19 protein-coding genes and 1 pseudogene are annotated in these 23,829 nt (G+C 48.4%); 10 read left to right on the forward strand and 10 right to left on the reverse strand.

Annotated elements, in window-relative coordinates; all coding sequences use genetic code 11:
* The first annotated feature begins 89 nt into the window (after positions 1 to 89).
* Positions 90 to 612 (forward strand): annotated as a pseudogene (ilvN, locus tag P4D80_RS01590) (acetolactate synthase small subunit).
* Positions 613 to 727: 115 nt separating this feature from the next.
* On the opposite strand, the gene P4D80_RS01595 reads toward ilvN, so the two are convergent.
* Positions 728 to 961, reverse strand: a complete 234-nt coding sequence (locus P4D80_RS01595; RefSeq protein WP_421657106.1) for a hypothetical protein — start codon at positions 959 to 961, stop codon at positions 728 to 730.
* A 62-nt stretch (positions 962 to 1,023) separates the two neighbouring features.
* Here P4D80_RS01595 and P4D80_RS01600 point away from each other — a divergent pair, with 62 nt between their 5' ends.
* Positions 1,024 to 1,659 carry a hypothetical protein gene (locus P4D80_RS01600; RefSeq protein ID WP_421657107.1) on the forward strand — a complete coding sequence of 212 codons (636 nt, stop codon included), beginning with the start codon at positions 1,024 to 1,026 and terminating at the stop codon, positions 1,657 to 1,659.
* A 214-nt stretch (positions 1,660 to 1,873) separates the two neighbouring features.
* Entirely contained in the window at positions 1,874 to 2,515 is a 642-nt protein-coding gene (locus P4D80_RS01605; RefSeq protein WP_421657108.1) for a DUF1361 domain-containing protein, read from the forward strand.
* Between the two features lie 166 nt (positions 2,516 to 2,681).
* Here the strand turns inward: P4D80_RS01605 and P4D80_RS01610 are convergent, their stop codons facing one another.
* A complete protein-coding gene (locus P4D80_RS01610) occupies positions 2,682 to 4,856 on the reverse strand; it encodes an FAD-dependent oxidoreductase (protein WP_421657109.1) in 2,175 nt (724 codons plus the stop codon).
* A gap of 443 nt (positions 4,857 to 5,299) precedes the next feature.
* On the opposite strand from P4D80_RS01610, the gene P4D80_RS01615 reads away from it, so the two are divergent.
* From P4D80_RS01615 to P4D80_RS01625, 3 genes are all read left to right on the forward strand, one after another.
* Positions 5,300 to 5,968: a hypothetical protein gene (locus P4D80_RS01615; protein ID WP_421657110.1), complete on the forward strand. Its 669-nt coding sequence runs from the start codon at positions 5,300 to 5,302 to the stop codon at positions 5,966 to 5,968.
* A gap of 163 nt (positions 5,969 to 6,131) precedes the next feature.
* Positions 6,132 to 7,502 (forward strand): thioredoxin-disulfide reductase, encoded by a 1,371-nt coding sequence (gene trxB / locus P4D80_RS01620; protein WP_421657111.1) that lies wholly within the window; start codon positions 6,132 to 6,134, stop codon positions 7,500 to 7,502.
* Positions 7,503 to 8,115: 613 nt separating this feature from the next.
* Positions 8,116 to 9,000 (forward strand): class I SAM-dependent methyltransferase, encoded by an 885-nt coding sequence (locus P4D80_RS01625; RefSeq protein WP_421657112.1) that lies wholly within the window; start codon positions 8,116 to 8,118, stop codon positions 8,998 to 9,000.
* 32 nt (positions 9,001 to 9,032) lie between these two features.
* On the opposite strand, the gene P4D80_RS01630 is transcribed toward P4D80_RS01625, so the two are convergent.
* Both P4D80_RS01630 and P4D80_RS01635 read right to left on the reverse strand, forming a co-directional pair.
* Complete coding sequence (locus P4D80_RS01630; protein WP_421657113.1) at positions 9,033 to 9,551, reverse strand: DUF456 domain-containing protein; 519 nt, start codon at positions 9,549 to 9,551, stop codon at positions 9,033 to 9,035.
* Positions 9,552 to 9,724: 173 nt separating this feature from the next.
* On the reverse strand, positions 9,725 to 10,399 hold the full coding sequence (locus P4D80_RS01635) for a cofactor assembly of complex C subunit B (RefSeq protein WP_421657114.1): 675 nt from the start codon (positions 10,397 to 10,399) through the stop codon (positions 9,725 to 9,727).
* Positions 10,400 to 10,791: 392 nt separating this feature from the next.
* Here P4D80_RS01635 and P4D80_RS01640 point away from each other — a divergent pair, with 392 nt between their 5' ends.
* The gene (locus P4D80_RS01640; protein ID WP_421657115.1) at positions 10,792 to 12,138 is read left to right on the forward strand and encodes a D-alanyl-D-alanine carboxypeptidase; all 1,347 of its coding nucleotides are present in this window, start codon (positions 10,792 to 10,794) and stop codon (positions 12,136 to 12,138) included.
* Positions 12,139 to 12,203: 65 nt separating this feature from the next.
* The gene (locus P4D80_RS01645) at positions 12,204 to 12,956 is read left to right on the forward strand and encodes a Uma2 family endonuclease (RefSeq protein ID WP_421657116.1); all 753 of its coding nucleotides are present in this window, start codon (positions 12,204 to 12,206) and stop codon (positions 12,954 to 12,956) included.
* A 24-nt stretch (positions 12,957 to 12,980) separates the two neighbouring features.
* Here P4D80_RS01645 and lptC read toward each other — a convergent pair whose 3' ends face one another.
* From lptC to P4D80_RS01670, 5 genes are all read right to left on the reverse strand, one after another.
* Positions 12,981 to 14,159 (reverse strand): LPS export ABC transporter periplasmic protein LptC, encoded by a 1,179-nt coding sequence (lptC, locus tag P4D80_RS01650; RefSeq protein WP_421657117.1) that lies wholly within the window; start codon positions 14,157 to 14,159, stop codon positions 12,981 to 12,983.
* Positions 14,160 to 14,351: 192 nt separating this feature from the next.
* Positions 14,352 to 14,957, reverse strand: a complete 606-nt coding sequence (locus tag P4D80_RS01655; protein WP_421657118.1) for an NYN domain-containing protein — start codon at positions 14,955 to 14,957, stop codon at positions 14,352 to 14,354.
* Positions 14,958 to 15,033: 76 nt separating this feature from the next.
* Positions 15,034 to 16,641, reverse strand: coding sequence for a methionine--tRNA ligase (gene metG, locus P4D80_RS01660; protein WP_421657119.1), 1,608 nt, complete (start codon positions 16,639 to 16,641; stop codon positions 15,034 to 15,036).
* 773 nt (positions 16,642 to 17,414) lie between these two features.
* Positions 17,415 to 18,122, reverse strand: a complete 708-nt coding sequence (locus tag P4D80_RS01665; protein ID WP_421657120.1) for a phycobilisome rod-core linker polypeptide — start codon at positions 18,120 to 18,122, stop codon at positions 17,415 to 17,417.
* Positions 18,123 to 18,408: 286 nt separating this feature from the next.
* Positions 18,409 to 18,882, reverse strand: a complete 474-nt coding sequence (locus P4D80_RS01670; RefSeq protein ID WP_421657121.1) for a phycobilisome protein — start codon at positions 18,880 to 18,882, stop codon at positions 18,409 to 18,411.
* A gap of 326 nt (positions 18,883 to 19,208) precedes the next feature.
* Between P4D80_RS01670 and P4D80_RS01675 the strand changes: the two genes are divergently transcribed.
* Positions 19,209 to 19,670 (forward strand): hypothetical protein, encoded by a 462-nt coding sequence (locus tag P4D80_RS01675; RefSeq protein ID WP_421657122.1) that lies wholly within the window; start codon positions 19,209 to 19,211, stop codon positions 19,668 to 19,670.
* Positions 19,671 to 20,238: 568 nt separating this feature from the next.
* Positions 20,239 to 23,403, forward strand: coding sequence for a PAS domain S-box protein (locus P4D80_RS01680; RefSeq protein WP_421657123.1), 3,165 nt, complete (start codon positions 20,239 to 20,241; stop codon positions 23,401 to 23,403).
* Between the two features lie 33 nt (positions 23,404 to 23,436).
* Here the strand turns inward: P4D80_RS01680 and P4D80_RS01685 are convergent, their stop codons facing one another.
* Positions 23,437 to 23,697, reverse strand: a complete 261-nt coding sequence (locus tag P4D80_RS01685) for a hypothetical protein (protein WP_421657124.1) — start codon at positions 23,695 to 23,697, stop codon at positions 23,437 to 23,439.
* Between the last annotated feature and the right edge of the window lie 132 nt (positions 23,698 to 23,829).

The raw sequence follows: 23,829 nt of genomic DNA on the forward strand, positions 1-23,829 counted from the left end.
GCCCACCTCCATCACGATAAGATAAGGGACTAGACCTCATTGGGCAAGCGTTTCCCTATTCCCCGTTCCCATTCTTGATCTACAGAGCTATGAAGCACACCCTATCGGTTCTGGTTGAAGACGAAGCCGGAGTGTTAACCCGGATTGCTGGTTTGTTTGCCCGTCGAGGTTTCAATATTGAGAGCCTGGCAGTTGGGCCTGCTGAGCAGATGGGTATTTCTCGGATTACGATGGTAGTTCCTGGTGACGACCATGACATTGAGCAGCTAACCAAGCAGCTCTATAAGCTGATCAACGTCTTGAAAGTGCAGGACATTACCGAAGTGCCCTGTGTTGAGCGGGAACTGATGTTGTTGAAAGTAAATGCGGTTAGCTCAAATCGTTCTGAGATTGTTGAACTGGCACAGATTTTCCGGGCGCGAGTCGTGGATGTGGCTGAAGATTCTTTGACGCTGGAAGTGGTTGGGGGATCCAGGGAAAATGGTGGCGATCGTCCAGGTTCTTAATAAATTTGGCATTCGCGAAATTGCCCGCACCGGCAAAATTGCCCTTATCCGCGAATCGGGTGTGAATACCGAATATCTTAAATCGTTGGAAGCAAAGATTTCTTAGGCGGTAAGTAGGTAGCCACAATTAATTGTGAAGGGGGGAGTGGGGGTTGCGCCCCCAGGTAGGGGGGTTCCACCCCCTCCACCCCCAGAATTATCCTTAATTTAATTGTGCCCAGCTACTTAGTTCTGTAGGAGAAGCTCCAAACTTTGAAGGGAAACGTCAGATACATCGTAGCTTTCTTAAAGGGGATGAGGGGGCGATCGCATTCCAGTTTCAGCAGCCATCTTGTCCTGCTCATTGCTCCTTCACCAATTTGGCATCTCCTCTTAACTTTCAAGACAATCGCTACGGCGATGAGCGATCGCACTGGATCAATTCCTGGGAGTTGATTTAAGTTAAGATTCACCATTCCCTGGATAAGTGCAAATTGTGGTTTATTTGACCAATGATTCAGTAATCAATAATCAATTAATGACCAATGACACCCTAACCGAACTTTCTGCCAATAGCGAAATTCCCCACTACCCTGTCAGTGTGTGGGAAGCCATTTTGATCGTAATGGGTGCGATCGCTCTAATTGCGGCAGGAATGATTGGGCTGGGAATCAAGGTACTGAATAACGCCTTTGACCCTGTACGGGCAGAAGCGATCGCCAGGAGTCTGTTAGACTACAAAATTCCTGGCGGTTCTCAAGGAGTTTTTGGTATCAATATTGGTAGCGCTAAGCTTGCCTGGGTACGGAGTAACACCTCTCCACCGGATGTACTGCTGTTTGTGGGCAAAACTCCCCTGAATAAGGAAACCGAACAGGAAGCTCAGCAAGAACTGAGACGAGACTTTGAAAATCCCCCTTCGGATGAAGCGAGTCAGCCGTTTGAAGTGTTGGAATCCCATACGGAACAACGGCTCTTCTGCGGCACAACGATCCCTATCACCGTTGAAGTGGGACAGCAAACTTTAGACGAATTCTCTGCCCCCGTGCCTGCCGTTCGGTATATTGCCAGTCGTCAAGAGGGACCTGTCGAACGATTGGTGATTTTAACGACCAATGGAAAGGATGCTGAAAAGAAAGCTGACACGATCTTTAGCTCATTGCGATGCAAGTAATGTCAATCCTTATACGGCTCTTAGTGCTCAGAACGATAACAGGGTTGTGAAGGGTGAGGTACAAGGGGTGAGGCATTACAGCATTGAAAATAATCAATGGATAAGCTTGTATCCGTTGAGGAAAAAAGGTTTCGGCGATCGCTCCTGGCTTTTCTTCCCTTAATTTGAGGTTAACCTGGGAAACGGGAGACTTTGTCTTAAGTGAAGAAACACTATGCGAGAGAAGTTATTTGAACTAGTCAGTGCGCTGAACAACATTTATAGCGGTTGGATTCTCTGGAATCTGTTTCTGGCATTTATTCCTCTGGTACTCAGCTTCTGGCTATTTCGCCGCAAAAAGGTGGTGCGATCGCCCATCTGGTGGATTGGCCTTATTGTCTACTTTGCTTTTCTGCCCAATGCCCCCTATCTGTTAACTGACATCATTCACCTGATTCGGGGCATTCGCCTAGGTTATTCAGCGACCATTATTGCACTGGTGTTTGTCCCCCTGCACATGCTTGCAATTTTGAGTGGCTTTGAAGCGTATGTGATTTCTCTAATTAACCAGGGACATTACCTGAAACGGCTTGATCTCCGACAGTATGTCCTGTGGAGTGAATTAACAATGCATTTTCTTTGTGCGATCGGAATTTTTATTGGCCGATTTCGCCGTTATAACAGTTGGGATCTGGTGGCTGACCCTAAGGATGTTTTCTTTCAAACCTTCGACGATTTAACGTCCAGGCTACCCTTGCTGGTCATGATAGTCACTTCCATCATCCTGGTAGTCCTGTACTGGATCATGAAACAAATCACCCTGGGACTAATTCTCCGTATCCGCTATGCTCGCATGGGTAAGGATGTTGAAGTTTAGTTTCTTAAGTGAGGAGTGAGGAAGTTTTGGACTTTGAGTTCTGAGTTTTGAGTTAGCTTTGACTGTTAGCTATTACCTCCCTCACTCCAATCCCTTACCCCTATCACCTCTCCCTATCGCCCCTCCACTCCTCTCCCCCCTCACTCCGTCCTCACTCCATCCCTCCTCACCAGGGCTTCCACTGTCCCCAATCCAGATTAAAGATGGAAGTTTTTGGAAAGGCAGTTGGGTTGCCATTAGCTTCCAACCGTTGCTGGAGTTGAAGCAGTTTGGGCTCAAAGCTGGGTAACTCACTAACCAGTTGGTAGGGTAGTAGTCCCTCTTCTAAAACAAAGGATGCAGTAGTTCCAGCGGCTGCCCCGACCGACCATTCAAAGGAATGAACCCGATAGGCAGCGGCAGCAATGTAGCTAGTGGCGATACTTTTACCAGCAACCAGAAGGTTGTCGATTTGTTGGGGAATCATAGCCCGCAGGGGAATCTGCGCCGGGTAAGCAGGACCATGGGCCTGACGCACACCTGGACGCTCGATGTTACCTGGCTTTTGGGGAGGAGATTCCAGCATGCAGGGGTGGAAGTCGATCGCATACTGGGAAATTCCGACAGAATCCATATAGATTCGCGATCGCGTCCGCTGCTGGATCTCCGCTGGGGGAGTACCTTCGATGATCACCTTATAGGTTTCTAACCCGGCGATATCAGTCCACAAATTGCGATAAATCCTTTCCGGTAGTTCACGGTAGTAGTCTGAACGGAAGTCAACCATCGAAAAATCAGTTTCAGAGATGGTGAAGCCCTTGGGATAACCAAACCCTGGACGCCCAATCAAGCGTCGCCCTTCGCGGATATAGGGAAACTTAGATAAACCGTGCATCGTTCCCATTGGCGAATCAAACCCAGTCAACAGGCGATGGTTCGGTTCTGGTTTCTTCTGGCTGGGTTGCAGTTGGGAATCCGTCGTCCCCGCAACCAGCCAGTAATAGTAACCCAGGGCAATTTCCTCAGCACTGCGTAAGGCATCAATGCGTAAACCACCCATCCAGCCATCAGGAGAAAGCTGCCCCGTTTGCTGAAGCTGTTCCCGTGAGTAAACCAGATTGTCCTGCACAGTGCCAGGACGATAATCATTACCCCAGGTCCAGTTCTGCATAGAAATGGACCCCGGTGAAGATGCAGGCAGGGTAAACGGACCTGCTTTCTCCTGCAAATCCGTAGGTGGGTTCCAGATGCGGCGATAGGTGAACACGTACTCAAACTCTGCCCTTTGCGGATCCACATCGTAGCCGTAATAGGGTTCGTAGTTGGGATAGAAGGTAGGCATTTCCTGGGGTTGGGGTTCCTTTGTTCGCTCCATCGCAAAGGTGTAAGTGAATCCCTGAAGACAGTAAGGATCGCCGCCTTCTGTGGGAGAAGAAGGATTGCGATAGGTACGCGGATCAAGCCCAACCTGGTAAGGTACATCCGCCAGGGCAAGCAGGTCACCCATTTCTGTGGCATCAATGACGATCCAGGGGGGGAGGGAGTTGTTAGTTAGAGAAAGTGAGGGAAGAGGAGGGATGGGAGAGGAGGATTTTGAGTTTTGAGTTTTGAATTCAGGCAGGGGTGGAGGGGGTGATGAGTGGAGGGGTGGAGGGGTGGAGCGCTCATCTCCCCCTCCACTCATCCACCCCTTACCCCTGAGTCCCTCCTGGCTTCTGACTCCTGACTCCTGACTCCTGAAAGGAACTAACCGAATCACTTTCTTTGAGAGCCGGGCTGAGTCTTCGTAGCGGTAGATGTCTGCAAAAATCTGAGAAAGAGGTTCGCTGTTGAGGGGAGGAGTGCCGGGTGCCGGGCTGTGTTGAATGGCGATCGCCCCCTCAATCAACCGTCCATCCGCACTCAACTCCAGATCCTTAACCACCGTGAAAGGAAACCACTTCAATAATCCTTTCCCTTCCTGTGCTGCTTCCTCTAACATTTCAACCAGAATGGTATTTGCATCTTTGGGAAGAAAACAGGAAGCGCTAACCCAACATTCGCCAGGGTTCAATTTGCCATATCTGGCCTTAATCCGCTGACGAAACTCGTTATAGCCCCGGGGAAAAAAGAGAAGCTCCCGTTGCCGTTTTGCTTCATCCAGAGCAGAAGTCCCCTGGGCTGTGAGTTGTCCCCCAATCCAGTCCGTGATTTCAGTCATACAAACGGTGCGTCCCGCTCGCAATGCCTCATAGGCAGTGGCTGTACCTGCCAGCCCACCTCCTACGATCAGAATTTCACATTCCACTGTTTGATTGGGAACACGCTGAAGAGATGCGAAAGCAGACTGGACAGGGACAATCGCGGCAAAAACGAGCATCATCCCCCCCACCATTCCTGATCTCAGGTGGCTCAGGGTAGTCAAGGAAAACGATTGCAGCATTCGGACAAACTCAGTACAGGTCAAAACAAAGCAGAGGTTTACCAGCGTATCTGTTACCAGGATATTTATAGCGGTTCTAAATTGTTTGTGAACAAGAGGAGTTGTAAAAGCCTTTCCCTGGTGGGAAAGCTCTTTCGCAATCCGAACAGGATCGCTATATATTCGGAGCTAAAGCAGCGGTTCTTGTCAGGATGAGACGCTATTTTTTTAGTCCAAAAATAGCGTCAAGAGAACCAGAGCAGCGATCGGTAATGGGCAAAAGAGGCGAGTAGGGTTCTTAATTCCTAAGAATCTTCTTAATTTGAGCATCGTTGTAGAATTTACATGCACAATTTCAACAGCAATTCATTAATCTGTTTTTGTTTTTCTGAGGAGTGCTCTTCATGAAAATAAGTGGTTTGAAAACGTCTACAAATGTATTGTTTGCGGTGGCGATCGCACTCACCGGAACAGCCTCCCCTGCTTTTTCCCAAACGGACCAACCCGCTACCCCAACCACGCCCCCCGCAGAAACCCGGCCAGCCACTCCCGCTGAGGAAACCCGGTCAGGTATTTCTCCCCAGGATCCCCTGTGTCGGGCAGCCAACCGCTCCACCCCAATTTTTGAATCCGCTTCAACCATCAGTTCTGCTCTACAACTGGTTCCGCCTGATGGTTTTGTCCGGCTGGTCGTTGTTCCTCCCCCCGGTAGCCAGTTTGCCCAAATTAACTTACCTATTTCTGGCTTCATCCAAACAGCGGTGTTAAAGGCATGCAGCACCCCACCCCCACCCCCACCGGTTTCGTGCCGATTCTCAAGAGCTCCTGTACCAATCAACGTCCGTCGTGAACCCGATGTAGATGCCAACAACATCATTGGAGTAGTCAACCCTGGTCAACGCGTATTTGTCACATTTAACTCCAATGGCACCGCCGTTAGTACCCAGGCAGATGGCTTCAACTGGGTTCAGATTGACATGACCCGGACTCCCTTCTTCCGTCCTTCGGGATTAGGTTGGATGGTCAATAGCCGAGTTGGAACTGGTGAGAGCAACCTAGGCTACTGCCAGTAACGGAGTGATGGGGTGGTGGAGTATTGGAGTTTGAAGTATCGAACATCAAGGACAATCACCCCTCACTTTCCACCCCTTTCCCCCTGATACTTCCTGCGGATGTTCTCAACAGAATTTAATTATGTTAATCTAGGCGTAGTCGTTATGAGTTTGCTCAAAGTCTATGACAAACCCTACTGTTGAGAACGTGGTGATTATTGGTTCCGGTCCAGCCGGGTATACGGCTGCGATCTATGCTGCTCGCGCTAATCTCAAGCCATTTGTATTTGAAGGGTTTCAAGCTGGGGGGTTACCCGGTGGACAACTCATGACAACGACAGAAGTGGAAAATTTCCCCGGGTTTCCTGAGGGAATTACGGGTCCCAAGTTGATGGACCGGATGAAAGCCCAGGCAATTCGTTGGGGGGCAGAACTGGTTACAGAAGATGTCACTTCGGTTGATTTCAGTCAACGTCCATTTATCATTCGTTCCGAGGAGCGGGAGGTTCGCGCTCACAGCGTCATCATTGCAACGGGAGCCACTGCGAAACGTTTGGGGTTACCCTGTGAGGGCGAATTTTGGAGCCGGGGAATTTCTGCCTGCGCCATTTGTGATGGGGCGACTCCTATTTTCCGGGGAGCAGAATTGGCGATTGTGGGGGGTGGCGACACCGCTGCGGAAGAAGCGCTGTATTTGACAAAATATGGCGACCATGTGCATATGCTGGTGCGATCGGACAAAATGCGTGCTAGCAAAGCTATGCAAGATCGCGTGTTCAAAAATCCCCGGATTACGGTGCATTGGAATACTGAAGCTGTAGATGTGTTGGGTGAAAACGGAGTCATGACTGGGGTTCGCCTTCGCAATACCCAAACTGGTGAAGAGAGTGACCTGGCAGTCAAGGGTTTGTTTTATGCCATTGGTCATACCCCCAATACTTCGCTGTTTAAGGGGCAGATTGAGTTGGACGATGTGGGATATATCGTTACCAAACCTGGCTCTGTAGAAACCAGTGTTGAGGGTGTTTACGCTGCCGGTGATGTGCAGGATCACGAATACCGCCAGGCGATTACAGCAGCGGGAACGGGTTGTATGGCTGCGATGCTGGCAGAAAAGTGGTTGTCTATTAATGGGTTAGCACAGGAGTTTCACCAAACAGAAGTCTCTGAGAAACCTTCCGAAGAGGCAGTTGCAAAGAAAAGCGAAGAGGAACAAGCTGCAGAGTTTGATCTGACGGCAACCCGTCATGAAGGAGGCTATGCGCTGCGAAAGCTCTATCACGAGAGCGATCGCCTGATTATGGTGAAATACGCCTCACCTCAATGCGGTCCCTGCCATACCTTAAAGCCAATTCTAAATAAGGTTGTGGATGAATTTGATGGCAAAATCCATTACGTCGAGATTGATGTTGAGCAAGACCCCGAAATTGCTGAGGCTGCGGGAGTGGTGGGAACTCCGACCATTCAGTTCTTCAAGAACAAAGACAAGGTAGGCGAACTGAAAGGGGTGAAGCCAAAAAGCCAATACCGGGAAACCATTCGGACTCTAATGTAGCTCAATATTCACTGTTTCATTCTTGAGGATAAGGGTTGTAGGGCGATACCTTGTCCTACAACCTTTGCTTTTGTGTAGCAACTATAGCGATAGCCACCAGGCTTAGAACGGGATGCAGGGTTTCCACCCCTGGCTGGGGGCGAAGCCCCCACACTTCCTTAAAACCAATGTCCTAAGCAACCTGGCGACAGCTATAAAATCGGTCATTCACCGTTCCCCAACCAGTCAGCGATAGGATGGTGAACAGATATAACAGATGGCAGGGGTAGAGGAGGTCAGGGGTTAGGGGCACAGTAAGGGGTCAGGAGTTAACCTGCACTCAAAACTCTTCTAACCCCTGGCGGTCTGCCAGGCTGTTTTTGTGGGCTGTAAACTCCCAAAAACATCTGGAAATTGGGTTTCGTTGATTCTAGGCGTGCCTGAAATCAATCCTGACGGGCTCCTAGTCCCTGATCCCTAATCCCTAATCCCTTACATCCTGGTTGCCCTAAATTAGGTGGTTACCGCTATAAGTAGCTAGGCGCAATTAAATTAAGGATACTTTCGAGGGTGGAGGGGGTGGAAACCCCCTACCTGGGGGCGCAGCCCCCACTCCCCCCTTTACCAATTAATTATGACTACCTACTTAGTGACTACCTACTTAGATCTCTATGGGGTTTGTCCTTTATCGAATGCAGGTGAGGGAATGAAAGGCAATACGCAGATACGCTGGCTGAGACGAATCATCTTGATAGGGGCAGTTTGCTTAGCTTTTCTATTCAGTACTGGTGGAACCTTATCAGCTTTTGCACTGACAGAGGAAAACTCTGTTTATCAAGAACGGGCTATTCACAACCCTGATGGAACAGGCAAGTTCTATATGGGGCGAGAGATTTCTCAGGTCATGGGACATCTGGGTGCAGGTTGGCTGGAACGCCCCACTCGCGAGTTTGAGGAGCAACCCCAGTTATTGATTGAGGATCTTCACCTGAAGCCAACGGATGTTGTTGCAGATATTGGTGCAGGCACTGGATACTTCAGCTTCCGCATTGCACCACTGGTACCTCAGGGAAAGGTGCTGGCGATCGACATTCAGCCAGAAATGATTGAAATTTTGAACGAAATCAAACGAGAGAAGAATATTAGTAACGTAGAACCTGTGCTGGCTAGTGAGACAGACCCCAGGTTGGAACCGTCCAGCATCGACCTGGCAATCATGGTGGATGCTTACCATGAATTTGAGTACCCCTATGAGGTCATGCAGAAGGTTGTGCAGGCACTCAAGCCCGATGGTCGCGTCATTCTGGTGGAGTATCGGGGTGAAAATCCGTTTATCCCGATCAAGGGCCTGCACAAAATGACCCAGAAGCAAATTAAAAAGGAGATGGCTAATGTAGGGTTGAGTTGGATAGAAACAAAGGGCTATTTACCACAACAGCACGTAATGGTGTTTGGCAAATCGGGCGATCGCCCCCAGAAACGCAATCTCGTGCTGTTCAACTCCCAATCTTTTGAATGAAAGTCTTGTGACCACCCATTTCCTGCCCGCACTCAAACCCGGAAAGGCCAGGTGGTCCACAGAAAAACCAACACACTGGCAATGGCAAACAAACCCTGAACTAAGTTTCCAACAATGGAACCTACAAAAATTCCAATCGCCGCCTTTGTGGCCAGAATTAAATTCCTGCGATAGATTAGCTCTCCAATCATGGCTCCCAGCAGCGGCCCTAAAATGATGCCAAACACTGGCCCCCCCACTGGCAGCGCTGGCAACAACCCAAGTAACCCCACGACTAACCCAACCAGTGCTCCAATCTGTCCCCACTTACTGGCTCCGGCCTTCACCGCACCGTAGTAAGTTGCTAGAAAATCAATTGCCACACTCAAGAGCAGTAGCACAACCGAGACGGCCAGAGCCGTAGCCACACCGCCAAATCCCTTCACCAATCCCCAAACAAAAATGGCACCCACAATCAGACTGATGCCAGGTATTGTTGGCACAACCGCACCAACGATACCCACCACCATAACGGCGACAAGAAGCCAGTAAAGCCAGAGAAGATCGGTCATAGGGGAAAAGTTATTAGTTGTTAGAACAATTGAGGGGGGAGGAGTAGAAGGGTGATAGGGAAAGGTGAAAGGGATTAGGGACTGGGGGCTGGGGTTAGGGAGTTAATAGCCAACAGTCAGGGCTAACTCAAAACTCCTCTCTCTGCATCACTATTTTCCCCATCTTACTGTGTTCACAGGTTTGTCTGCTCATCGCTTACTGACTTACTCCACTGGCTTAGAGTGTTCTCTAATTTGTCAGCGATCGCCCCGATCCAGTTCTCATCCTGCCGAGTATAACTGCGGGGGGCGTTGGCTCCAAGGATTAGCACTCCCTGATTGCCAATGGGGTGGCAAATTAGCCCCTGGGTATTTTCCGGCAGGTAGTCAAATTCCACCTTGCCGGGATACAGTTTCAGTGCTACCAGATAGACTGGCTTCTGTTTTTCCAACACTCGCTGCAAAATGGGTCCCGGTGTGACTTCCCGTTTATCTGGCAAAATGCCTCTACGCAGCAGTACCCGACCGTTGTACCAAACGATTAGCGATCGCGTTACTGTATTGGTCAATAACAGGTGCGAGGCCCAGGCAAGCTCTGTTTTCACGGCATCTGGCAGCGTTGGCTCCAGCTCAAACCCCTCCTCCCCGATCAGATCGACACTCTCTGGTGGACGCGGCTGAATTTGCTGCCACAACAAACCCGTTAGAATCAAAACGGCGCTTAAAATTACCCCCAGTGCATCCGATCTCGCCTGAGAATCCGTCAACTCCGGAGTCAGGAGCCGATTTACAAACAACAAAACTCCAGCCAGCCCACCCACGATAATGGGCAATGCTCGCAAAACCTGATTCTGATCCGACTTAGCCATAGGAAAAAACAATATAGCAATCCTATTTGGATTGTGAGAAAGGACTCCTGCGGAATCCTTTCTCACAAAGCCTCCCAATCTCACGACTGATTTAGGACTGCTATACATAGTAGTGGTTTAGAAATTTTTAGAGACCTAAACGGACAATTCTCATGTCAGTTCATGGTACGATCGAACTATAAAAAGGGAGAATAAACTCCAACCCTTAGTCCCTAGCCCCTTTCACCTCTTCCTATCCCCCCTCTACTCCTCCACCTCTCACCCCTCTCTTCTTCTACGACCAACAACTAACAACGCGACCCCCCACTTGTACCCTCCTCTACTTGTCCATTACCCAACCTGGTGTATAACGTTCATGATCACTCTTTCTGGTACAACTACAGGAGGCAGGATTGCTGGAACTGTTTAGCACTGGGTTGGTTTCTCTCTGGCTAACGATGGCAGGTGTGCCAGATCCTATGCGATCAGTAAATCTGGTCGCTGGAATCGATACTCCTTGGATGGTCGTTCCTGGTACACCCGATCCAAACATCCAATTAACACTCCAGCAATATCTTCAACAGCTTTCCAGAACAGGACTGCCTGTGTCAGCTCAAGGGGTTTGGCTGCAAACTGGCTCTACTTTTCTTGCCAGCAACGAGGGCACCGCTCCTCTGCCAGCGGCTTCTCTGACTAAGGTTGCAACGTCCTTAGTTGCTCTCCATGATTTGGGGCCGGATTACCGTTTTGAGACTGTGGTGAGTACAACTGGGCCCATCGAAAATGGTGTATTGATGGGAGATTTGGTTGTTAAAGGTGGTAGTGACCCGCTGATGGTGTGGGAAGAGGCGATCGCCCTTGGCAATGACTTGAATCGTCTCGGTATCCGAAAAGTGGCAGGCAATCTAATCATTACCGGCAACTTTTTGATGAACTTTGAAACCGACCTGCAGAAGGCTGGAGAACTGTTCAAGCAGGCATTGGACTCCAGACTCTGGTCTGAGGAAGCCGAGTATCAGTACAATGCTTTGCCAAAGGGAACCCCCCGCCCACAGGTGGCGATCGTGGGTCGTGTCCAGGTTGTTACCTATGGCATCGATCTCCTTCCTCCTCAAACCCAACTGTTGCGGCACCAATCTCTTCCACTGGTGCAAATCCTCAAGCTAATGAATGTTTACAGCAACAACGTCATTGCTGAATCATTGGCGAATTTCTTAGGTGGCGCTCAGTATGTCGCGCAACAGTCTGCTTTATTGGCTGGGTTCCCTCAATCGGAAATCTTGTTGAAAAATGGCTCTGGTTTAGGAGTCGAAAACCGCATTTCCCCCAGAGCTGTCTGTGCCATGTTTGCCGCTATTCAGCGCTATGTACAGCCCCGCAGCCTGACGATTGCCGATCTTTTCCCCATCTCCGGAGTCGATCACGGCGGCACTATCGACTACCGCAAAATCCCCAGTGCGGCTGTGGTGAAAACAGGAACATTGAATGATGTCAGTGCCCTGGCGGGTGTTCTGCCCACTCGCGATCGCGGTCTGATTTGGTTTGCCATTATCAACCGGGGCACCAATCTGGATGGTCTGCGGGATCAGCAAGATGCCTTGTTGCAAGCTCTGATTCGTCAATGGGGAACGGCACCATCGGTTCCAGTGGCGATCGCACCCACCACTTCTGCCCGCACGGCTTCTGCCAGTTTAGGGGATACCAGCCGTAATCAAGCAGTGCGATCGGCGGTCGAGGTCAACACTTACCAGGGAAATTAGGAGAAGCTCCTAAAATAAGGCCCATCCCCCCTCCAACCTTCCCTCACGTTGTACTGAAAATTACTATGGTAGCCACTCCTCTCCCCTACACAGTGACCTGGGAAAAGTTGCCAGACGACTTTGTTCTGGGTGATGAACCTGTGGACAACATCAACCAACCCCCTCTTGCTGCGGCGTTAACAGAAAGCCTGGAACTTGCTGGAAGACTGCCAGATAATGCTTTGACCATCACAAACTACGGTATCTGCGCCACCTTAGGCGGTCGAGTAGTTGTAAAAGCTCCTGATTGGGGATATATTCCTTCGATTCGAGTTTCACGGGAAGAAGTTAAACGCAGCTATACTCCTCAATTACAGGGGGAAGCACCTGCCATTGTGATGGAATTTCTCTCCGTTACTGAGGGGGAAGAATACTCTGTTAAGCCGACCTACCCGCCTGGCAAATGGTTTTTCTACGAACAGATTCTTCAGGTGCCAAACTACGCCATCTTTGAACCTGACAGTGGTGTATTAGAGGTCTATCGACTGGACGATTCAAAGCACTATCAAGTTCGTGAACCCGATGAGAATAGCCGCTACTGGATAGCTGAAATGAGGCTGTTTCTAGGAGTTTGGCAAGGAACCCGTGAAAATCGCTCAGGCTACTGGCTGCGCTGGTGGGACGAAACAGGCAACCTTCTACTTTGGGGCTCAGAGTTAGCTGCGCAAGAACGGCAACGGGCCGAACAAGAACGGCAACGGGCCGAGCAAGAACAGCAACGGGCCGAACTTTTAGCTGCCAAGCTCCGAGAATTAAATATTGACCCTGATTCACTCTAGCGGAGATAAACCCCATGAGGGTAATTATCGGATGACCGTATCGGGAATAAACTCCGTCACAACTCTGCCCCCACTTACCACAACGGTTTGATCCTGTACCTTGCCGATCGCCCTTGGACCAGCCAGGTTAAATGGAGGGTCAGCCTGGCGATAGGTAACCCCACCCTCTGCTACAAAGTCCTGCGTAGTCAAGTTATAGGTGAGGCGGCTTGCCCCTAGTTGAGACTGATTTTTTTGCCCAAAGCCACGCACATTGCCCGTCAGATAGGCTGTCCGGGTTGTAATATCCAGGTTCCCCCGATCCGCCGTTAGGGTCACACGTTCTTTAGGATTGACAATAGTCAAGGGTTCATTGGCAACCACCGTCTTGCCTGTAATATTCCATACCAGAGAATTACCAGAAACCTGAATAGGAGGGTCAACCAGGGTAATCTGAGTACCCTGGTTCAAGGTGGCTGTTTTGGTATTTAGATCAACAATGCCCTCTCCGGAGGTAGCCTGGTTTTGCCCAGTTTTACCTGGAAGGTTGCCAGCAATTTGAAGGGGGCGATCGCTCATTAGCTTCTTCTGTTCAACCAGCCAAACAACGCGATCGGATTGAAATCGTGCATTCGGGTCCTTCGAAATAGCTGTCACATTTCCTTCTAATTCCAGCCGCTTGCTACGGGTTAAAAACCGTCCATTCCTAGCAGAAACATTCGTTCCTTTGTAATCTCCTGATACGTTATTGCGCACAATCAGCAAATCCTTCTGAGGTTGCCACTCCAGTTCTCCACCCTTGAGGATCATGCCATTCCGCTTATCTTTAGCTGTGATTTGCCCCCGTAGAAAAATCTTTTCCCCATCCTGCTGCACTTCCCCACTCTGGGCCTTCACCTCAACAATGGCTTTTCCATCCTGGTAAAGTTCACCGGCAGGTTGTGTGATGCGAGCAACCTGTTTATCTTTACTGTAAGTTGCCTGTCTAGCTTTCACCTTCCACCAGAGGCGACCCTTCTTATCAAACCCCTCTAGGGAGAGGTCATTGAAGGTCAGTTGGTTATCAAATTCTTCAATCTGCTTACTGTCTTTGGCAATCTTTTCAGCCGTGCGGCTACCCCCTCCACCACAGGAGGACGTAACCAGCAGTAAACCGATCAGTCCTAGCTTTAAGCAAGCCAAAACAGCCGGGCAAGTTCTTCGGAGCGTCAACAAAACCGACATGAGACTTTTCAATACTTTTATAGCAAGCGACGGATAATAGGCAACAAACAACGGGAGACCACTAACAGGCAGCAAGGGCTTTACTCTGTATAGTCCACAGTCTAACGTTAATTGCCCATAGCCTGGTTCAGGCTCTGTGCAGGTTTGCTTTAGCGATTCCGCTTTCAATCATTCCAGAAAATTTGACCTGAGTTAGTCCTCTTCAGGTTCATCCATTAAGCCAATCCCTGATAGCGGACGATAGGTGTAGCTGCGAGGAGTTTTCTGAATATCTTCCTTAATGTTGTCTAAGTCAATATAACGGTCTGCCACGTTGATCAGGCTATCGCTTGTCATGGAACGAAGGCTGACCACTTCAACTCGCACACCTCGATAACTCACGGCATTCACGGCGTAGGCCAGATCTCCATCACCACTAACCAGAACAGCGGTGTCGTAAGATCCAACCAGTGACATCATATCGACCGCAATTTCAACATCTAAATTGGCTTTTTTGGAACCATCAGGTAATTGCACCAGATCTTTTGAAATAACCCGGTAACCATTGCGCCTCATCCACAGCAAAAATCCCTGTTGCTTCTCGTTGGTGCGGTCTACTCCTGTATAAAAGAAGGAGCGAAGCAGGCGAGAACCCGACGTAAGCCGACAGAGCAGCTTCGTGTAGTCAATTTCAATTCCTAACTGAAGCGCAGCATAAAACAGGTTAGAGCCATCAATAAAGATAGCCACCCGACCACGATTCTCAAGGACCTGCTCTTGCGTAAACACGGATTCGTTTTCTATGTTGCTACTCAACATGTGTGTTATACCTCAGTTTCTTATAAAGTAAAGCAGCGCTTTTATGGGTCTATCAGGTTTATGAGATAAATTGGCATTACAGAGGGACGGTTTCTAATAACTCCAGTCGTTGAAAAACAGGATAGGGTTCCTCGAGAGGCTGGCCTGGCGGCAACGCTCCCCAATGAGCGTGGGTTACAAACGGAGCAGTGACATCAATTGAAGACTGCTCATTAAAGTTCAACGAAAAACCTAATTGTCTATAAATGGATGTACTGAGATTAGGGGTAATGGGTGACAGCAAATAGGCGGCCAGCCGAACAGATTCCAGAACGGTATAAAGGATTTGCTCGACGGCTGCATGCTGCCCCTGTTTATGTAAAGACCAGGGAGCTTGTTCATCAATATATTTATTTCCTGTCCTTACCAGAGTCAGGGTGGCTTCACAGGCTTCGCTGAATTTGAGTGTGGTATATGCGCGAGCAACGCGATCGCCCAAATCCTGTCCAAGTTCAGCCAGAACATTGTCTGCCTGAACTTTCTCCTCAGAGAACTCAGGAACATGGGCACCACAATACTTATGAACCATCTTTAACGTTCGGTTCAACAAATTACCTAAATCGTTTGCCAGGTCTGCATTCAAGATGTTGACGAAGCGAGTTTCGTTAAAATCGCCATCCCGACCGAACTCGATTTCTTTGAGGAAGTAATACCGAACGGCATCCGAACCGTAACGGTTAACAAGTTCAACCGGATCAAGAATATTCCCTAAAGTTTTCCCCATTTTCTGACCATCCCTGGTCAAAAAGCCATGTCCAAATACACAGCCAGGGATCGGCAAGTCCGCTGACATTAACATTGCAGGCCAGTAAACTGCGTGAAACCGAAGGATGTCCTTGCCAATTAAATGGAGGTTAATAGGCCACCACTTAGCCAGAGCATTTTCCAGTGTGGGTTCACTATCAGGTTCCAGCAAGGCGGTGACGTAGCCAAGTAAGGCATCAAACCAGACATAGAGAGTATGGGTGGGATCACTGGGCACAGGAATGCCCCAGTCCAGGTTAATGCGGGAAATGGAAAAGTCTTGCAGTCCCTGGCTAACAAAACTCAGCACTTCATTCCGGCGGATTTCCGGTTGGATAAAATCTGGGCGATCGCGGTAAAGCGCCTCTAACTGATGCTGGTATCTGGAGAGGCGAAAGAAATAGTTTTGCTCATCCCGCCATTCGGCCTCGCGGTTTGGATGAATCGGACATCGGTGTCCTTCCAGCAGATCGCGCTCTTCCTTAAATTCCTCACAGGAAACGCAATACCACCCTTTCTGCTGGCCAAGATAAATGTCTCCTCGATCCCAGACGCGTTGAAAGAATTCTTTGACGATCGCCTCGTGCCGGGGATCAGTTGTTCGAATGAAGCGATCGTAATGGATCCCCAATTGCTTCCAGAGAGATTCAAACCCCGACACAATCAGATCACAATGCTCCTGAGGAGTCCGCTTCAGGCTCTCAGCTGTCCTCTGAATCTTTTGTCCATGTTCATCAGTACCCGTGATTAAGAGAACGGAATCCCCCTGCAATCTCCGAAACCGGGCTAAAACATCTGCCGCGATCGTTGTGTAGGCGCTACCAACGTGGGGCAAATCATTCACGTAATAGAGAGGAGTGGTGATAGCAAACAGATTTTTACTTATGATTTTAGAACCCATGGATGAAACTGAAGAAGCCTGAAAAGAACACCTCAAAGCACAAGAGAATAACCGCGCATACGCGCATATTTTAAACGTGTTTTGAGAAATGCCTGATTAAAACTAACCAGCAAAGCACCTACGTAGAAGAGATCGTTAACTTCAAGAGACTGTTAAGTAAAAGTAACCATTTATTTAAAAATTCTAGCGGTAAGGCGTCTTGAAATATGAAGAAAAATCTTAAATTAACCAACTTTTCAAAGGATTCAAGTCATCGTAGAAAAAAATTGCCATCTGGCTAAGGAATTCAAACACATCAGGAGAAATTAGACGGTGCTTTGCGAATACGCGGAGATTCAGTTACAACCATGAAGAAAAGTTCTCAAAAGCACAAAGCGTCTGAATCCGCCTCCCACTACAACCCCTTCTGATACTGCTAGCCTCGCTTCTGATACTGCTAGCCTCGAAGGAAATAGCCAGTCAACTAATAAAACTAAATAGCTAGTCAATTAATAAAACTAGAATCAGCTGAACCAGATTACTTGATCTCTGGATTTATGTAAAGACATGTTAACATTTCAGGTGGGCGATCGTTTCAGATCCATTGTGATTTTTTCATTGGAAACGAGGCGATCCCCCTGGAAAGAATTTCAGGCTATAGGTTTACCAAAATTTTTTTGGAATTTTTTAAGCCACGGAATCGATTTGGAAGGTTCTGGGGGTAACGAACATCGCTAAAAAGGGCATGGCGTAACCATGCCCCCTTAAGGAACCAACGATCAATCTTAATTGAATCAACCAATCGCTCGCCTGAGCAGGGCTTTTTGCTGTGGAGATAGGGTCGAACCTGTCTTCTCGGGCTGATTCTTTTGTAAGAACTCTAACAATTGAGCCAGCTCCTCCTGAGACAAGCTGAGTTCAATATCCTCGTCAGCCTCCGGATGGCGGCAGGTACCCCCGTCACACTTCAAACCCAACTGGTGCCAGTAAATGGTTGGAACTGACTGGCCCCGCTGGCCGATGTATTCATTATTCAACAATTGTGTCTCCATATAAGCTTTTGGAGATGGGTAAAACGGTTGTTGACGTGGATAGGGTATGGTAAAGCAGCCAAAGACTTTGCGATACTCTTCAGAATCCAGCAAAGCGGTGATCATGGCAGTTGCCCCTTTATGCATCAAAATATTGCAGTAGGTCTGAATTTCCTCCTGCCCTACAGGAGCACGCCCTAGAAAGTGTTTGAAACACAATTCCAGAAATTTCATATTCGAGAAATTGTGGTAAAAGGAATTGAGATAAACCTCGGAATGCCCCAGTTCTTTTAGAAACCGTTTAACTCCAATTTTGTCAGCAAGAAAATCCTTCTCGATCTTCGCCAGAATTTTCCGCTCGTAGAGATAAGGCTGGCGTTCCAAAACCTGATGGTAAATCTGATAAAGAGCGATTTGACGCTCCTCACGAGTTGATTGATGACTAACAGTCATTGGTATGGTCTGGTTCATAAAGATATCCTCAAAGATTCGGTTATATATCTGAGGAATTGGGGGCGTCGGCAAACAGTTATAGTCGTCGTCAGGTTGCTTAGGACATTGGCTTTAAGGGGTGTGGGGGCTTTGCCCCGAGCCAGGGGTTCCACCCCTGCACCCCATCCTAAGCCTGGTGGCTATAGCTATATTTTTGGAACAGCGGGTTGAGCGACAATAAAGTTGAGCGACAATAAATCTTATCTAAGCTGGGCAACTCCACCTACTCGGATCAAGCAACAGCGATTTTAGGTTTCGGGTAGGCTCAAGCGTGAGACTGTAAAGTCTGAAGGACGATCTCAAGATAAGGACGGACGAGACTCGCATTGTTGCTGGGCAAGGTGGTTGCGATCGCCTCCTGCAAAGCTCGATAGGCAACCACACAATGCTGGTTACGCTTGTAAGCCAGCAGAATGGTATCCAGCCAAACGGTCATTTGTTCCTTAAAAAAAGTTTCATCATCTCGCAAAATTGACAGCGCAATGTACCGTAGCACCTCAGTCATGTCGTATTTACAGCGCTGCCCGTGCTGTTGAATTAGCTCCGGGTAGGTTTTGGCCATTTTGCGAAGCGATTGCAGCACCAGTTGCTCGCCATTATCTCGAAGCTGCTGATAGGTATGGAGTCGAGTGGTGTAACTCTGAATATAATTTTCCAGCAGATAAAGTTCCTGGGTATCTAAATAGCGGCCATCTGCTTCCAGGATATTACGTTCAAGCTTATGGTTGAGGGTATGCATGGCGATTACAACCAAATTGTTCTTTCAATAGGTTTCGGAAGATTTCGGAAATGGGAGTCTCTCATGCTCAACTAATTTCTTATTTAATCTTCAGGCTGCCCCTACAAAAAATGGAGTCCAACAAATTGAAGTGTTTCTCAACAGAATGAAGCAGAACTTAATCTGACAAACTTAATCTGACAAATCAGAAGAGGTTGAAGACGTTGGACTCCTCTTTCTCTGGGGTGGAATGCCGATTGATGGGAGAACAAGCTAGCTTAGAGAGAGATGCAAATGAACAGAACATACAAGCTGAGGTTGGCAGGATGAACCGACTTTGGAGTAGAGTGAGTAAAATTTTAGGTGGACTCTTGCTATTTTGGGGCGGCATAGTTTCCATTGGGCTGTTGCTAGGGATCACGCTGAGTCATGCAACAGGGGTGGGGCTGGCGATTCTGTCAATGCTGTTGGTGTTTTTTGGGCTGTCGCCTCTGTTGCTGGGTGGGTGGCTTCTTTACAGTGGCATTCAGGCAGAAAAACGAGCCCTGCGAGAGCAATTCTTCCAGCTATTGCGAATGAATCAGGGTCGGCTGTCACTACTCGATTATGTGACGGCAACTCGCATAGAACCCGCGATCGCCCGTCGCCATCTGGATGGTTGGGCCCAAGAATTCTTCGCTGAATTTGAAGTGAACGAGCGTGGTGATATTTATTACGTCTTTCCAATAGAAACGATGCCCTTACCCGAGAGCACTCATTTTCAGCTTTTAGGGCGAGCCATTCGCCAGTGGTTACAATCAGCGGTCTAAGTGGATAGTCATAATTAATTTGTGAAGATTATGTGAAGATTAATTTATAAAGGGGGGGAGTGGATGCGGAGCCCTACTCTCCCACGTTGCAAAATTCAGTATTCAACACTAGGATAGGCATACCAGTTTTTGGTAGAGATATTACGTTAGTTCTTAATCGGTGTTGCTGAAAAGCAGTATGAATCAAAACTTCGTTTCGATTCATACTGTACCTATTTCATAACCAAATTCAGCAACGCTTCCTAATCCAAGTGGTTTTCCGAGATTCATTCATCTTAAGTTGAGCGAAATGGCGGAGAAGCCAAATTTGAACTCGACTTTGGAACAGGCTTGGGCTACTCATAACCATCATTAACCCAAAAAATTAAACAGAATTGCATTAAGTACAGTGTCGGAAAAACAGTTTGGGAAGATTCGTAACCCAATTTCTAGGAATCGTTTATTTGCTCGTCTTCATATTTGAGTCAATCAGACCTGGAAACCTTGGTAAGTTATGTCCTATATTCCTCTGATTCACGACCAGTGAGACGGATAGAGTAGTTGCAGTTATCCACGTTAGACCAAAGCTATGAGACCTGAATATCTCAAAAGCTTGCGCGAGTGCTGTCACAGTGATGCAGCCTTCAAACAAATGTGGGAAATTCTTTTAATGGCTGAGGCGGAGCGTCAGCCATTAGAACTGGGTGCGCTCTGCCAATCACTGTTTGGAGCTCAAGTTGATAGCGTGGTCATTACAGAGCCGAATAGCCAGCAAACCTCTCTTTGTAAACTCATCCTTGAACGCACCTCAGATTTACTCAACACCAATGAGCAGTTTCGGCAGGAGAGCGTTAACCATCAGTGGGCAGAAAAAGCTTTGCAGGAGAGTGAGCAGCGATTTCGTTCTCTGATTGAGAATGCTACTGATATTATCGCCATCCTGGATGAAAAGGGCATTTTCCGTTATTGCAGCCCTTCGACTGAAAAGATTTTAGGTTACACCCCAGCGGAAGTGGTGGGACATTCTGCAGTTGAGTTTGTACATCCGACAGATGTCAACTCTATCCTTCACGTTCTGCAACGTGCAATTCGGCATCCAGGAGTCAGTCAGCCTGTGATTGAGTATCAAGTGCGGCACAAAAATGGCTCCTGGTGCTTCTTTGAAGCAGTCGCAACAAGCCTTTTAGAAGATGTGGCAATTCATGGGGTTGTGATTAACTGCCACGACATTACTAAGCGTAAACAGGCGGAAGAAGCACTACGCACCGCCAATCGTCAGATTGTTAATATTCTCGAAAGTATTACCGACGCCTTTATGTCGCTGGATAATCAATGGCGGTTTACTTACCTTAACCAGCGGGCTGCTCAGATGTTCCAGCGATCGCCCGCAGAGTTGCTGGGACAAACCCTGTGGGAAGCCTTTCCAGAAGCGGCTGGTTCCACTTTCGACCGAGAATATCATCGGGCTTTAGAGGAGCAGGTTCCCGTCACTTTTGAAGAATTCTATCCCCCGCTCAAAACCTGGTTTGAAGTTCGGGTTTTTCCCTCGGCGGATGGACTATCCATCTTCTTACTAGACGTTACTGATCGCCGGGAAGCTCAGGCTGAACTGTTAGAGATGAGTACGGCTCTGGGCAATGCAGTAGAAGGGATTGCCCGATTGGATATTGGCGGACATTATATTGCGTTGAACCGCGCTTACGCTATGTCCCTGGGCTATCAGCAGGAAGAGATGATTGGCATGTCCCTGCAACAAACTGTTCACCCTGATGATGTAGCCCTCTTGAAAGAAGCCCGGCAGGAAATGTTGATTGAGGGCAAATCCGAAGTTGAGGTGAGGGGGTTACGGAAGGACGGTTCCACCTTTCACATGGAGGTGGTCATGGTTACGGCCTGTGATTGGCACGATCGCCTGATTGGGTACCACTGTTTCACAAAAGACATTACCGAGCGGAAACAGGCAGAGGAGGTACTCCGGCAACAGGCAGAGCGGGAGCGACTGATCGGGGTAATTGCCCAGCGCGTTCGTAACTCACTGAATCTGGAAGACATTCTCAACACGGCGGTGTCTGAAGTGCGGCAATGCTTACGGGCAGAACGGGTTGTCATCTTTCGCATCGACTCGGAAGGAAACGGGCTGGCTACGGCAGAGTCCGTTGAAGCTGGTTGGCATTCTCTGATGGGGTTTAACCTGACAGAGGACTGGTTCAAGCAGTGTCAGGATGATTATCGGCAGGGCAAAAATCTGGTGATTGATGACACAGAACAAGTCTCCTCAGCCTGTCGAACTTACCTGGATGGGGCCCAAATTAAAGCGTTATTGGTTGTGCCCATTTTACACAGCAATCGGCTTTGGGGCATTTTGGGTGTTCACCAATGCTCTAAAGCACGGCGTTGGGAACCGATTGAAATCAGTCTGCTAGAGCAACTGGCCACCCAGGTGGCGATCGCCATTCAACAATCCGAACTTTACCGCCAGGTGCAACAACTCAACACCGAGCTAGAGGGTCTGGTTCAGGAACGAACTGCTCAACTCCAGCAGGCGCTTCAATTTGAAGCCATGCTGAAACGGATTACAGACTCGGTACGCGATAGCCTGGACGAAGACCAGATCCTGCAAACGGCTGTGCAAGAACTGGCATTTGTTCTGGACATTAGAGGCTGTAATGCTGCCCTATACGACCTCGACCAGCGTACAGTCACTATACGCTATGAGTGCATTCGCTCTGATGTGCTAGCCTCTGCTATTGGTTCAGTATTTCAGATGGCTGAATTTTCTGAAATTTACGACCCATTGTTGCAAGGCCAGTATTTACAGTTTTGTCGCATAGGTGAAAGTTCAGTACGCCAATTTCGGGCACCTTGTGTTGTTCTAGCCTGCCCGATTGTGGATAATCAGAATGTACTGGGTAATTTGTGGCTGTTTAAGCCTTCTGAGGAAATATTTAGCGATTTAGAAATTCGCATGGTGCAGCAGGTTGCCAATCAGTGTGCGATCGCCATTCGCCAGGCCCGTCTGTTCCAAACCGCTCAGGCCCAGGTAGCTACCCTGGAAGAACTAAACCGACTTAAAGATGATTTTCTGAGCACGGTTTCCCATGAGCTGCGCACGCCCATGTCTAACATGAAAATGGCGATTCACATGCTCAAGAACGTCAATACTTCAGACAAACGCGATCGCTACCTCGAAATTTTACAGTCTGAATGCATTCGGGAAATTGAACTGATCAACGACTTATTGGATCTCCAGCGATTGGAAGCCTCATCCTATCCTGTTTCTTTGCAAACGATTGATTTGAAAGAGTTTTTACTCTCTATCCTGGCACCCTTTTACTCACGTGCTAACGAACGCCAGCAAATACTCAACACTCAACTAGCCAACAATTTATCCAGCTTCGTCACAGACAGGGCTGCACTGGAGCGGATTCTAGCAGAACTTCTGAATAATGCCTGCAAATACACCCCACCCGGTGGCAAATTGTTAGTAGAGGTTAAGCACAGCGAAATGTCCTTTGACACCGTTCCTCAAATTTTGTTTTCCATCAGTAATGAGGCAGAGATTCCCGTCACAGAATTGCCTCGTATCTTCGAAAAGTTTTACCGGGTCCCCAATGCAGACCCCTGGAAGCAGGGCGGCACCGGGCTTGGGCTGGCACTGGTACAGCGACTTGTCACTCAACTCGGAGGAACCATCCAGGTTGAAAGCGAGAATGGCTGGACTCGATTTACCGCAATTTTGCCCTCAATGAATTGATAGGTTTGCGAGTAACCGTTTTATATTATAAATTTATTCTTCAGCGAAATATATAGATAGCCGTATAGATAGCCGTCGCGCCCCAACCACTATCCATGCATACCAGCGGAGATGGTTGATCTCGTTCAATACCTGATCGACCACCCAGGGCTCGGAACAATGAATTGCAAGAGTATTATTTTTATCTAAATGCAGAAAACACAAATTGAGCGTATTCCCAAAGAAGGAACGTAACCGCTCCAGACGGTATTTTTCAAGTAAGAGCAAGTCGTTTGTGGTCAAATCTAGGGACATTGGATAAATCTCCAGGCAACAATGTCCTGATTTAACTCGACAGAAAGGATTCTCTTACATGGTAGTTCTTAGGATTTTTGGTGCAACCCCTGCCAACCTTCTGAGGGGATTTGCGGATCAATCATGGAGTTT

It is taken from the genome of Leptothermofonsia sp. ETS-13, from assembly GCF_049200465.1.
Classification (GTDB): domain Bacteria; phylum Cyanobacteriota; class Cyanobacteriia; order Leptolyngbyales; family Leptolyngbyaceae; genus Leptothermofonsia.